General features: G+C 62.5%; 9 protein-coding genes and 1 pseudogene. 8 read left to right on the forward strand and 2 right to left on the reverse strand.

Annotated elements, in window-relative coordinates:
• Nucleotides 1-1,329: pseudogene (locus tag MR825_RS09245) on the reverse strand (DNA-directed RNA polymerase subunit beta'); the annotation flags it as partial.
• Between the two features lie 21 nt (nucleotides 1,330-1,350).
• A complete protein-coding gene (gene rpoB, locus MR825_RS09250; protein WP_186906358.1) occupies nucleotides 1,351-5,058 on the reverse strand; it encodes a DNA-directed RNA polymerase subunit beta in 3,708 nt (1,235 codons plus the stop codon).
• A 352-nt stretch (nucleotides 5,059-5,410) separates the two neighbouring features.
• Between rpoB and MR825_RS09255 the strand changes: the two genes are divergently transcribed.
• The 8 genes from MR825_RS09255 to MR825_RS09290 form a co-directional block, all read left to right on the forward strand.
• Nucleotides 5,411-6,766: a sigma-54 interaction domain-containing protein gene (locus MR825_RS09255; RefSeq protein ID WP_186906213.1), complete on the forward strand. Its 1,356-nt coding sequence runs from the start codon at nucleotides 5,411-5,413 to the stop codon at nucleotides 6,764-6,766.
• 215 nt (nucleotides 6,767-6,981) lie between these two features.
• Nucleotides 6,982-8,565 (forward strand): amidohydrolase, encoded by a 1,584-nt coding sequence (locus MR825_RS09260; RefSeq protein WP_186906212.1) that lies wholly within the window; start codon nucleotides 6,982-6,984, stop codon nucleotides 8,563-8,565.
• Between the two features lie 48 nt (nucleotides 8,566-8,613).
• Complete coding sequence (locus tag MR825_RS09265) at nucleotides 8,614-9,837, forward strand: M20 metallopeptidase family protein (RefSeq protein WP_256176210.1); 1,224 nt, start codon at nucleotides 8,614-8,616, stop codon at nucleotides 9,835-9,837.
• Between the two features lie 102 nt (nucleotides 9,838-9,939).
• Nucleotides 9,940-11,325: a YfcC family protein gene (locus MR825_RS09270; protein ID WP_256176211.1), complete on the forward strand. Its 1,386-nt coding sequence runs from the start codon at nucleotides 9,940-9,942 to the stop codon at nucleotides 11,323-11,325.
• A 263-nt stretch (nucleotides 11,326-11,588) separates the two neighbouring features.
• Nucleotides 11,589-11,834 carry a ribosomal L7Ae/L30e/S12e/Gadd45 family protein gene (locus MR825_RS09275; protein WP_186906209.1) on the forward strand — a complete coding sequence of 82 codons (246 nt, stop codon included), beginning with the start codon at nucleotides 11,589-11,591 and terminating at the stop codon, nucleotides 11,832-11,834.
• Nucleotides 11,835-11,930: 96 nt separating this feature from the next.
• Entirely contained in the window at nucleotides 11,931-12,353 is a 423-nt protein-coding gene (gene rpsL / locus MR825_RS09280) for a 30S ribosomal protein S12 (RefSeq protein ID WP_186906208.1), read from the forward strand.
• A gap of 223 nt (nucleotides 12,354-12,576) precedes the next feature.
• Nucleotides 12,577-13,047 (forward strand): 30S ribosomal protein S7, encoded by a 471-nt coding sequence (rpsG, locus tag MR825_RS09285; RefSeq protein WP_186906207.1) that lies wholly within the window; start codon nucleotides 12,577-12,579, stop codon nucleotides 13,045-13,047.
• 15 nt (nucleotides 13,048-13,062) lie between these two features.
• On the forward strand, nucleotides 13,063-13,423 hold a 361-nt coding region (locus MR825_RS09290; RefSeq protein WP_287880348.1), incomplete at its 3' end, for a GTP-binding protein.

The following is a 13,423-nucleotide window of genomic DNA, read 5'->3' on the forward strand; positions in this document are numbered from 1 at the left end:
GGTACACACCAGAGGATGGAGCTTGATGGCGCGGCCCTCCACCAGCACGGGCTCGAAGGCCTGGATGCCCAGACGGTGCAGGGTGGGGGCGCGGTTGAGCATGACGGGGTGGTCCTTGATGACGAACTCCAGCGCATCCCACACCTCGGCCCGGCCCTTGTCCACCATCTTCTTGGCGGATTTGATGTTGTTGGCCAGGCCGTCCTCCACCAGCTTCTTCATGACGAAGGGGCGGAAGAGCTCGATGGCCATCTCCTTGGGCAGGCCGCACTGGTAGATCTTCAGCTCGGGACCCACCACGATGACGCTTCGGCCGGAATAGTCCACGCGCTTGCCCAGCAGGTTCTGGCGGAAGCGGCCCTGCTTGCCCTTGAGCATATCGCTCAGGCTCTTGAGCGCGCGGTTATTGGCGCCGGTGACGGCGCGGCCCCTTCTGCCGTTGTCGATGAGCGCGTCCACGGCCTCCTGGAGCATGCGCTTTTCGTTGCGCACGATGATGTCCGGGGCGTTGAGCTGGATGAGACGCTTGAGGCGGTTGTTGCGGTTGATGACCCGGCGGTACAGGTCGTTCAGGTCGCTGGTGGCGAAGCGGCCGCCGTCCAGCTGTACCATGGGGCGCAGCTCCGGCGGGATGACGGGCAGGACGTCGATGATCATCCACTCGGGCTTGTTGCCGGAGATGCGGAACGCGTCCACCACTTCAAGGCGCTTGACGATGCGGGCCTTCTTTTGGCCGGAGGCATCCTTGAGCTCGGCGCGCAGCTGGGCGGAGAGCTGCTCCAGGTCGATGTCCTGCAGCAGCTTCTTGACCGCTTCGGCGCCCATGCCGGCCTCAAAGTCGTCCTCGTACTTCTCCCGCATATCGCGGTATTCCTTCTCGGAGAGGATCTGATTCTTGGCCAGAGGAGAGAAGCCGGGGTCGGTGACGATATAGCTGGCGAAGTAGAGCACCTTCTCCAGAATGCGGGGGCTGATGTCCAGCAGCAGGCCCATACGGGAGGGGATGCCCTTGAAATACCAGATGTGGCTCACGGGGGCGGCCAGCTCGATGTGGCCCATGCGCTCCCGGCGCACCTTGGCCCGGGTGACTTCCACGCCGCAGCGGTCGCAGATCTTGCCCTTGTAGCGGATCTTCTTGTACTTGCCGCAGTGGCACTCCCAGTCCTTGGTGGGCCCGAAGATGCGCTCGCAGAACAGGCCGTCGCGCTCGGGCTTCAGGGTGCGGTAGTTGATGGTCTCGGGTTTTTTGACCTCGCCGTAGGACCACTCGCGGATCTGTTCCGGGGAGGCGATACCGATCTGGATCGCGTCGAATTCAGCGTAACTCATAGTCTCATCGTCCTCCCTTACTTATTCCAAATCCCCGTCGTCGGAGAAGTCGTCTCCGTCGAACGCGTCGTCGTCGCCGTCCTCGTCCTCCACGACCAGGTCGTCGTCGTCGCTGCCCTCCTTGAGGGTGTAGCCCGCGGCGGCGAAGTCGGACTCCCCGCCGGCGTTGTAGCCGTAGAAGTCGTCGTCGTCGTCCCGGAACTTGCCGGGCTGGTAGTTGTCCTCGTCGTCGTCCCTGAGTTCGATCTCGCTGCCGTTTTCATCCAGCACCTTCATATCCAGACACAGGGACTGAAGCTCCTTGACCAGAACCTTGAAGGACTCGGGCACGCCGGGCTTGGGTACGTTGTGGCCCTTTACGATGCTCTCATAGGTGCGCACGCGGCCGGTGACGTCGTCGGACTTGACGGTCAGGATCTCCTGCAGGGTGTACGCCGCGCCGTAGGCCTCCAGGGCCCACACCTCCATCTCGCCGAAGCGCTGGCCGCCGAACTGGGCCTTGCCGCCCAGCGGCTGCTGGGTGACCAGGGAGTAGGGGCCGGTGGAGCGGGCGTGGATCTTGTCGTCCACCAGGTGGTGGAGTTTGAGGAAGTAGACGTAGCCCACGGTGACGCGGTTATCGAACCGCTCGCCGGTACGCCCGTCGTAGAGCCAGCTCTTGCCGTCGGGGGAAAGGCCGGCCAGATTCAGCGTGTCCTCGATATCCTGCTCGTCGGCGCCGTTGAAGACGGGGGTGGCCACCTTCCAGCCCAGGGCCTTGGCGGCATAACCCAGGTGGACTTCCAGTACCTGGCCGATGTTCATACGGCTGGGCACGCCCAGGGGGTTCAGGACGATATCCAGGGGAGTGCCGTCGGGCAGGAAGGGCATATCCTCCTGGGGCAGGATGCGGGAAACGACGCCCTTGTTGCCGTGGCGGCCGGCCATCTTGTCGCCCACGCTGATCTTGCGCTTCTGGGCGATATAGACCCGGACCACCATATTCACGCCGGGGGAGAGCTCGTCGCCCGCCTCGCGGGTAAAGACCTTCACGTCCACGATGATGCCGCTCTCGCCGTGAGGCACCTTCAGGGAGGTGTCCCGCACTTCGCGGGCCTTTTCGCCGAAGATGGCGCGCAGCAGCCGCTCCTCCGCCGTCAGGTCGGTCTCGCCCTTGGGGGTGACCTTGCCCACCAGGATGTCGCCGGCGCGCACCTCGGCGCCCACGCGGATGATGCCCCGTTCATCCAGGTTCTGCAGGGCGTCCTCGCCCACGTTGGGGATATCCCGGGTGATCTCCTCGGGACCCAGCTTGGTATCCCGAGACTCGGTCTCGTATTCCTCGATATGGATGGAGGTGAACACGTCCTCCTTTACCATACGCTCATTGAGCAGGATGGCGTCCTCGTAGTTGTAGCCCTCCCAGGTCATAAAGCCCATCAGGATGTTCTTGCCCAGGGCGATCTCACCGTTGCAGGTGGAGGGGCCGTCCACGATGACCTCGCCCTTTTCCACCTTCTGGCCCACACGGACGATGGGGCGCTGGTTGATGCAGGTGCCGTGGTTGGAGCGCAGGTACTTGGTGAGCTTGTAGTCCTTTACCCCCAGCTCGGGATAGCGGACCGACACATAATCGGCGGAGACGCGGGTGACCTCGCCGTCGGCCTCGGCCAGCACGGCCACCTCGGAGTCGATGCAGTTCTTGTGCTCCTGGCCGGTGGCCACGATGGGGGCCTGGGTGGTCAGCAGGGGCACGGCCTGACGCTGCATGTTGGCGCCCATCAGGGCGCGGTTGGCGTCGTCGTTCTCCAGGAAGGGGATCATGGCGGTGGCGATGGAGAACATCATCTTGGGGGATACGTCGATATAATCCACCTGCTCCCGGTCCACCGAGATAATCTCGTTGCGGTGGCGGCAGGTGATGCGGGTGTTGACCAGGCAGCCGTTCTCATCCACGGGCTCGGTGGCCTGGGCGATGATGAACTGATCCTCCACGTCGGCGGTCATATAGTCCACCTGCTCGGTCAGGCGGCCGGTGGCCTTATCCACCTTGCGGTAGGGAGCCTCGATAAAGCCGTAGCGGTTGATGCGGGCGTAGGAGGCCAGATAGGAGATCAGGCCGATGTTGGGGCCTTCGGGGGTCTCGATGGGGCACAGGCGGCCGTAGTGGCTGTAGTGGACGTCGCGCACGTCGAAGGAGGCGCGGTCCCGGCTCAGTCCGCCGGGGCCCAGGGCGGACATGCGGCGCTTATGGGTCAGCTCGGCCAGGGGGTTGGTCTGGTCCATGAACTGGCTCAGCGGGGAGGAGCCGAAAAACTCCTTGATGGCGGCGGTGACGGGGCGGATGTTGATCAGGCTCTGGGGGGTCACGATGTCCAGGTCCTGGATGGTCATGCGCTCCCGGATGACGCGCTCCATACGGGAAAAGCCGATGCGGAACTGGTTCTGCAGCAGCTCGCCCACGCAGCGCAGGCGGCGGTTGCCCAGATGGTCGATGTCGTCGGCGGCGCCGACGCCGTAGGCCAGACAGCCCACGTAGTTGATGGAGGCCATGATGTCGTCCACGATGATGTGCTTGGGGATCAGATCGTCCAGGTGGTCCCGGACGGCCTCCTGCAGCTCCTCGCCCTCGTACCTGGACAGCAGCTCCTGGAGCACGGGGAAGCGCACCTTTTCGGTGACGCCGCACGCTTCGGGGTCAAAGGAGACGAACTTGCTCATGTCCACCATGTGATTGGAGAAGACCTTGACCAGGGCGCCGTCCAGGTCGATGACCGCCTCGTTGACGCCCTTGTCGTCCAGTTCATGGGCCCGCTCACGGGTGAGGACCTCGCCGGGCTCGGCGATGATCTCGCCTGTGGAGGGGTCCACCACGGGCATGGCCAGCTTCTGGCCGGAGAGGCGCTGCCACATGGCCAGCTTTTTGTTGAACTTATAGCGGCCCACGGCGGAAAGATCGTAGCGCCGGGGATCGAAGAAGAGGGCGTTCAGAAGGCTCTCGGCGGAGTCCACCGTAGGGGGCTCGCCGGGGCGCAGCTTGCGGTAGATCTCCAGCAGGGCCTCCTCATAGGTCTTGCAGGCGTCCTTTTCCAGGGTGGCCACGATACGGGGGTCCTCGCCGAACAGCTCCAGGATCTCGGCGTCGGTCCGGGGGCCGACGGCGCGGATCAGGCAGGTCACCGGGATCTTCCGGTTCTTGTCGATGCGCACATAGAACATGTCGTTCAGATCGGTCTCATACTCCAGCCAGGCGCCCCGGTAGGGGATCACGGTGGTGGCAAAGGTCAGGTTGCCCGCCTTATCCTCGTTGCGGGAGTAGTAGATGCCGGGGGAGCGGACGATCTGGGAGACGATGACGCGCTCGGCGCCGTTGATCACGAAGGTGCCGCCCTTGGTCATCAGAGGGAAATCCCCCATGAAGATCTCCTGTTCCTTGATCTCCTCAGTCTCCTTGTTGCGCAGGCGCACCCGCACCTTGATGGGGGCCGCATAGGTGGCGTCCCGGGCCTTGCACTCCTCCACGTCGTACTTGGGAGCCTCGTCCATGGAGTAGTCGATAAAGGACAGCTCCAGGTTCCCGGCGTAGTCGGTGATGGAGGCCACGTCCTTGAAGACCTCCCGCAGGCCGTGGTCCAAAAACCACTGATAGGAGTTCTTCTGCACCTCCAGCAGGTTGGGCATGTCCAGGATCTCCTCATGGCGCGCATAGCTCTTTCGGAGGGTCTTGCCGTAGTAGACGTCCTTGACCATCATCGTAGAAAAAACACCTCGTTTTCTATTCTGGACGCGGGAACAAAACCGGCCGCCCCGGTCTTCTCCCGTATCCGGCTGCTGCGTTTTCGTCAAAACGTACAAAGGAGGGTGCGGAGGCAAAATGCGCACACCCGGATGCGTGGACAAAAAGTGGATTTTATCTCTTGCGCTTTGACCGGCCGCGTGGTAAACTGGACGCAAAATGGGAAAGAATTGAGATCGGCACGGTCTGCGCACGAAAGCATTTAAGTATACCATGGGCGTTTCCATAAGTCAACAAGTTTTATGCATGGAATCTGGAGAAATCCGGATTTTTTTGTATTCTGACCGAGGAAAGGGGAAGACGGGTATGCTGGAGCGTTTTCTGGATCAAATCGGCGAGGTGCTCCACCTCTGTGAGGACACAGACGGGATTTTAGTGGTCAATCGGGAGGGAATCATCGAATATCACCGGATTTCCCTGAACAGCTATTGGTGTTCCCAGGATACGGTGGGACGCCATATTTTGGAGCTTTACCCGGAGCTGGACGAGGAAAGCAGTACCATCCTGCAGGCCCTGCGCAACGGAACGGCCAGCTATAATGTGCTTCAGGACATCAACAACCGGAGGGGGGAACGGGTGCTGCTGGAGTCCACCACGATTCCCCTGGTGGTGGATGGGCGGGTGGAGTGTGTCGTGGACTCGTCCAAGTATCATACCATTGATCAGCGCATCATTCGGGGCGGGGAGAGCGGCGGCCTGTCCACCCTGGACCGCATCCTGACGCAGGACCCCGCCATGATGGCCCTCAAAAGCAGGATCCGGGACGTGGCGAAGCTGGATTCCTCGGTGCTCATCTATGGGGAGACGGGGACCGGGAAGGAACTGGTGGCAGAGTCCCTCCACAGTGAAGGGAACCGGGCGGGCCGTCCCTTTGTCTCACAAAACTGCGCGGCCATCCCCGCCACACTGCTGGAGAGCCTCTTTTTCGGCACGGAGAAGGGGAGTTACACGGGGGCGCTCACCCGGAAGGGGCTCCTGGAGGAGGCGGACGGCGGCACGCTCTTCCTGGATGAGATCAACTCCATGGATCCTGCGCTCCAAGCCAAGCTGCTCAAGGTGCTGGAGGAGAAAAAGGTGCGCCGCCTGGGCGGGAGCCGGGACATCCTTTTTGATGTGCGGATCGTCGCGGCGGTGAATGAGAAGCCCCGGAAACTCATCCAGGAGGGACGGCTGAGGGAGGATCTGTACTACCGCCTGGGGGTGATCCGCCTGACGCTTCCGCCCCTGCGGGAACGGCTGTGCGACATCGCCCCTTTGGCGGGCTGTTTTATCGACCGCTACAACCGAACGATGCGCCGGAATGTCCGGGGCCTCAGCGAGCGGGCCCTTCGGATGCTGCGGAGTTATTCCTGGCCGGGAAACGTGCGGGAGCTCCAGAATGCCATAGAAGGCGCGATGGCGACCGCCCGGGGGGAACGCTTGACCGTGGAAGATATGGAGGAAGTCCTGTCGGGGCGGCAGGGCGGTCTGGAGCAGACGCCGGAGATCCCGGAGGCCTTTCGGATGGAGGAGAGCTTTTCCCTGGCGCGGGCCATGGAGCGGTACGAGCGGGAGCTGATCCGCCGGGCCATGCAGCAGGCGGGCTCCATCTCCCAGGCCTCCCGTCTGCTGGGGCTCTCCCGCCAGAACTTGAAGTACAAGCTGAAAAAATATGACCTGTAAAAAATTTTGCACCGCAAAAATTTTTGCACCTAAAATTGGATGCTCGTTTCTCTGGGCGGCGGAAAAAACAGGCCGCCGGACAGGACCGTACCCCGGGGTTTCCCGGCCGCCGGCCCTGCTCCGGCGGCCTGTTTTCGACGGTCGGGACAAGGCTGGCATCCGGTTTGCACAGTTTAGATGGCGAAAGCTTGCCGCGGGTGGAAAGGAAGAGGTTTATGCGCAGACTTTGGTATAACGGAAGGATCACCTCGATGGACCGTGCGATGCGCCGCTATGAAGCGGTCGGTACGGAGAACGGCAGGATCGTGTTTTTGGGCTCTGTGCAGGAGGCGCTGGCCCGGGACTGGGATGAAAGGCAGGACTTACAGGGGGCCATGGTGCTGCCCGGCTTCACGGACACCCATATGCACATGCTCCACTATGCCATGATCCAAAAAAATCTTTCGCTCTTTGGGGTGAGGTCGATTGAGGAGATCGTTTCCCGCGGCCGGGCCCGGATCGAGCAGGACCATCCGGCCTACCTGATCGGTATGGGGTGGAATCAGGAGACGATGGAAGAAGGACGCCTGGTGACGCGGGAGGACCTGGACCGCATCTCCACCACCATTCCGGTGTGCATGCTGCGGGCCTGCCTCCATATCGGGGCCTGCAATTCGGTGATGCTACAGCGCATCCGCGCGCTGGACGCCGTGGCGCCGGAGGTGCTGGAGCTGGTAGATTTTGCGCACGGCATCCTGCGGGAAGACGCCGCACGCCTCTATATGGACGTGCTGCCCCAGGCGGACGACGTCTACGTGCGGGAGCTGATCCGGCTGGGCCAGCGGGATCTGAACGCCGCGGGCATCACCTGCGTCCACTCCGACGACCTGAAGGTCATCGCCGGTGTGGACCCCCTCCACATGGTGGAGCTGTTTCGGGAGATGGAGCGCAGCGGCGGACTGACGGTGCGGATCTGCGAGCAGTGCCTGGTGGACCCCAGGGAGTTTGACCGCTTCCTGGACGTGCGCAGCGATCCGGCGGACCGGCTGAGTCTGTTCCGGACCGGCCCGCGCAAACTGCTCCAGGACGGCTCCCTGGGCGCCAGGTCCGCTGAAATGATCGCGGGCTATGCCGATGAAACCGCCAACCACGGCATTCCCATCCATACCGAACAGGAGCTTTATCACCGGATCAAAGCGGCTCATTCCCGGCGGATGAACGTGGCGGTCCACGCCATTGGGGACCTGGCGCTGCAGAAGGTATGCGACGCGGTCGAGCGGGTGGAGCGGGAAGACCCGTGGCCGGAGCACCGCCACGGCGTCGTCCACGCCCAGATCACCACCCCTGAACTGCTGCGGCGGATGAAGGAGCTGGGGCTGCAGGCCTATATCCAGCCTATTTTCATCGACGCGGACATGGAGATCATCGCCGAGCGGGTGGGCGGGGAGCATGCGAAGGACTGTTATAACTGGAAGGCGATGGAGGAGCTGGGCCTGCGCGTCAGCGGCGGGTCGGACTGCCCTGTGGAGCCCTTCAACGTGCTGGACAATCTGCGCGCGGCCGTCACGCGGCAGAACCGGGCCGGTACCAGGACCTATCTGCCGGAGCAGGCCCTTTCGGTGGAACAGGCGGTGCGCCTGTTCACCTCCGGCGCGGCCTGGGCCAGCGGCGACGAAGACTGCCGCGGGACCCTGGAATTGGGCAAGCTGGCCGACCTGGCCGTGTTGGACCGGGACCTGTTCGAGACAGAGCCTGCGGAATTCACCAAAGTAAACATAGTGGAGACTGTGCTCAACGGCGAGACGGTATACCGGGCCTGAGCCGCTGCAGCACAAAAAATCGCTGGTAGGGAAGGAGCGTATGTTCAGATGCATGAGATGCTGGTAAAAGCAAACGCCATCCGGGAGCAGATCGTTGCCGACCGGCGCTGCCTGCACGGTATGCCGGAGGTGGGGGTCTACACGCCCCGGACGGCGGCCTACGTCAAGAAGCGGCTGGGCGAAATGGGGATCTGCCACAGGGACTGCGGCGTCCATAAACCGGAGGACCGGGAGAAGATGGTCTTCGCCGGGTATCCGGACGCCCCGGCCGCTACCGGGGTGGTGGGCCTGATCGGCCGCGGCGGTCCCTGTATTCTGCTGCGGGCGGATATGGACGGCCTGCCCATGGAGGAGACCACCGGCCTGGATTTCGCGGCCGAGGGCCGCGCCGCCCATATGTGCGGCCATGACGCCCACGCCGCCATGCTGCTGGGGGCGGCCCGCATCCTCAAGGATATGGAGGAGCAGCTGCCTGGAACGGTAAAGCTGATGTTCCAGCCCGGCGAGGAGATGGGCTACGGTTCCCGCACCATGGTGGAGGACGGCCTGCTGGAAGACCCCGGAGTGGATGCCGCCATGGCCCTGCACGTGGGGCCCCAGCTGGAGGTGGGCAAGCTGAATTACTCCCCCGGCGTGGCCTCCGGCGCCATGGCGACCTTTATTGTCAGCATCCAGGGCAAGGGCGGGCATTCCTCCGAGCCGCAGAAGACGGTGGACCCTGTGAATATCGCCACCCAGGTATGCTCCGCATTGAACCTGCTCATCCCCCGGGAGGTGGACCCGGAGGCGTTCGCCACCCTGACGGTGGGAGCGCTCAACGGCGGCCGGGCATCCAACATCATCCCCGATACGGCGGAGATCATGGTGTCCTTCCGCACCCTCAGCCCAGAGGCCTATGACCACCTGATCGAGCGCGTTCCCGAAATTCTTGATCACTACATCAAGGCGTGGCGGGGCACCTACTCCGTGCGGGTGCTCAAGACGCCCAGCACGGTCTGCGATCCGGGATTCTCCGCAGAGATCGTGCCCTTTGCGGCCCAGGTGCTGGGCGCGGAGAACGTCAGGCCCGTGCCGCCCATGAAGGGGGCGGAGGACTTTGGCCACGTGACCCGGCACGTCCCCGGCTTTTACGCCTTCCTGGGCGCAGGCGCTCCGGAGGGCTACCCCCTGCACAACCCCAACATGGTGCTGGACGAGAGCGCGCTGCCCTTGGGAAGCGCCCTTTTGGCCAACTGCGCTGTGGAATGGCTCAAAAGCCGTGCGCAGCGGTAACGCCGCGGCGCCGCGCGGACGGCCGGGACGCAAGCCCGCCCTGCCGGAAGTGTGTACCGGCAAAACGGATTATGACATGGAGTTATTTGAGGAGGTAAAATGATGGGCAACACATTGAAACAGAAAAAAAGCTTCAGCATGCCCCACGTGTACGCGGTCATCCTGATCCTGATGCTGCTGGTCACGGTCATGACCTACCTGATCCCCGCCGGCAGCTATACCCGCGTGGACGGCGCGGTGGACCCCGGCAGCTTCGCTTACGTGGAACAGACGCCGGTGTCGTTCCTGGGGTTCTTCACCTCTCTGCACCAGGGCTTTGTGGAGAGTTCCAACGTCATCGGCTGCGTGCTGCTCATCAGCGGCTGCATCCAGGTCATCCAGATGACCGGCGCGTTCTCCGCGGGTATCCAGGCCCTGATTAAAAAGGCAAATGGCAAGGGCCTGGTCATGGTCGTGCTGTTTTTCACTCTGTTCGTGGGCCTGGGCGTCATCGGCTATCTGGACGCGCTGTATCCCTTCTACCCCATCATTATCTCTCTGTTTATCACCCTGGGCTATGACAAGATGGTGGGGACCGCCGTGATCCTGCTCTCCACCGCCGTAGGCTTTACCTGCGGTATGGTCAACCCCTATACCACCGGCGTGTCCCAGACCCTGGTGGGACTGCCCATGTATTCGGGCATTGGGCTCCGGGCCGTGGGCCTGGTGGTATTTTACTTCATCGCGCTCTTCTTCCTGGTCCGCTACTGCGTCAAGATCAAAAAGGACTCCAGGCACAGCGTCATGGGGGCAAACTACCTCCAGGAACAGACCGCGCCCATGCAGTTTGAAGAGGGACTGGAGTTCGGCGGCAAGCGCGTCGTCCTGATCCTCCTCTTCCTGGCCACCATCGTGCTGAGCGTGGCGGGCTCCCTCCGGTGGGGCTGGGGCCTGCCGGAGATTACCGCGATCTACTTTCCGGTGACCATCATCGGCGTGATCCTTTTCCGCATCAACGTCTCCGCCGCCTGCACCGAGTTCGGCAAGGGCATGGCGGGCGTGATCGCCCCCACCATGGTCATCGGCCTGAGCCGGGCGGTGTCCGTCCTTCTGAGCAGGGGCAATATCACCGACACCATCATCAACGGCATGTCCGGCCTGTTGGAGGGCAAAAGCCCCGTGATCACCCTGCTCATCGTCTACGTCTTTGTTACCTGCTTCAACTTCTTCGTGGCTTCGGGCAGCGGCAAAGCCGTGGTCATGATGCCCATACTCAGCCCCCTGGGACAGGTGCTGGGGATCAACCAGCAGGTCATGGTGCTGGCCTATCAGTACGGAGACGGCTTCACCAACACCTTCTGGCCCACCGCCGCCCTGCTGCAGCTCTCCCTGTGCGGCATGGATTACGGCCGCTGGTTCAAGTTTGCGTGGAAGATCTATGCCTGTCTCATCGCAGCCGGATTCATCCTGATCGTCATTGCAAACCAGATCGGCTACGGGCCCTTCTGAACCGAAAACGGGCCTCCCCAATTTCCCGGAGAGCGGCGCTGCACACGCGCGCCGCTCTCCGGGCTTTTTCGCAGGCCGGCATCCCCCGTCAGTTTCAACGGTCGGCAGGGCGCAAGCCCTGATGATTTCTAGCCATTTTCAACTTGACTTCATATAGGGGCTATGTTATAATTCCAAATTGCGCAGGTGTGCCTGCCGGGGCTGGGAAAGAGAGGCGAAAAGCCCGCTTTCCCTTGCAAATCAAGAGATGGGGGGCGTGCCGGATGTTCTCGGAACGGAAGCAGGGGGCCAAAGTGGTCGGCGTAAAGCAGACCAGGCGGGCCGTCCAGGACGGAACGGCCGCGCAGGTATTCCTGGCGGAGGATGCCGACCCCCGGATTACCCAGCCGGTGGAGGCCCTGTGCGCGGAAAAGGGCGTGCCCGTCCGCCGCTCCGGCTCCATGAAGGAGCTGGGCCGCGCCTGCGGCATCGCCGTGGGCTGCGCCGTGTGCGCGTTGCTGCGGGGCTGAACCCGCCGCATTTTCCTTGATTTTAGCGGAACAAGGAATAATTTCCTGCCGTTTCGTTAAAATATATCATTCAGAACCGAAGAAAGGAGGAAAACCATGCCTACGTTCAATCAGCTCGTCCGCAAGGGCCGCCAGGCCGCGACCTACAAGTCCAATTCTCCTGCCATGCAGAAGGGCCTGAACACCCTGAAGAACCGCGAGACCGACCTGCCTTCTCCCCAGAAGAGAGGTGTGTGCACCGCCGTTCGTACCTCCACCCCGAAGAAGCCGAACTCCGCGCTGCGTAAGATCGCCCGTGTGCGTCTGACCAACGGCTACGAAGTGACCGCTTATATTCCCGGTGTGGGCCACAACCTGCAGGAGCACTCTGTGGTCATGATCCGCGGTGGCCGTGTCAAGGACCTGCCCGGCGTTCGCTACCACATCATCCGCGGCACGCTGGACACCCAGGGCGTCAACGGCCGTATGCAGGCCCGTTCCAAGTACGGCGCCAAGCGACCCAAGGCCGGCAAGAAGTAATTTCGCGGAAATTAGTTCACCCAGGGGCGGCGTACGGCCGTCCGGACCCATTTTACAAGACTTTCTGCGCTGGAAGCGCAAGGCAGTTGTCCTTGCAGAAGCGCTTACCTATATGTATAGGTGCGTTTCCCGCGAGGCACTGGACAAGCAGGCACTTGTCTTACACGGGCGGCCCTGGCCGTTCGAGTACCTATGAAATCATACTATGAAGGAGGGAAGCAAAGTGCCCAGAAGAGGAAACGTACCCAAGCGGGAGGTTTTGCCCGACCCGCTGTATAACTCCGTCCTGGTGACCAAGCTGGTCAACAGCATCATGCTGGACGGCAAGAAGGGCGTGGCCCAGAAGGTGGTCTACGGTGCTTTCGACATCATCAAGGAGAAGACCGAGAAGGACCCCCTGGACGTGTTCACCACCGCCCTGGAGAACATCATGCCGTCTCTGGAGGTCAAGGCCCGCCGCGTGGGCGGCGCCACCTACCAGGTGCCGATCGAGGTGCGCCCCGAGCGCCGGCAGACCCTTGGCCTGCGGTGGCTGACCAATTACTCCCGCGCCCGCAGCGAGAAGACCATGAAGGAGCGTCTGGCCGGCGAGATCATGGACGCCGCCAACAACCTGGGCTCCGCGGTGAAGAAGCGCGAGGACACCCATAAGATGGCCGAGTCCAACAAGGCCTTCGCGCACTACCGCTGGTAATTAAGGAGTTAAAGTATGCCTAGGAAAGTTAGCTTAGAAAATACCCGCAACATCGGCATCATGGCCCACATCGACGCCGGCAAGACCACCACCACCGAACGGATTCTTTACTATACCGGCGTCAACTACAAGATCGGCGAGACCCATGACGGCACCGCCACCATGGACTGGATGGCCCAGGAGCAGGAGCGCGGCATCACCATCACCTCCGCCGCCACCACCTGCTACTGGAAGGGCACCAAGGATCAGTTCCCCCAGACCCGGATCAACATCATCGACACCCCGGGCCACGTGGACTTCACCGTGGAGGTGGAGCGCTCCCTGCGCGTGCTGGACGGTTCTGTGACCGTCATGTGCGCCAAGGGCGGCGTGGAGC

Source organism: Lawsonibacter sp., from assembly GCF_022777125.1.
Taxonomy (GTDB): domain Bacteria; phylum Bacillota; class Clostridia; order Oscillospirales; family Oscillospiraceae; genus Lawsonibacter_A; species Lawsonibacter_A hominis.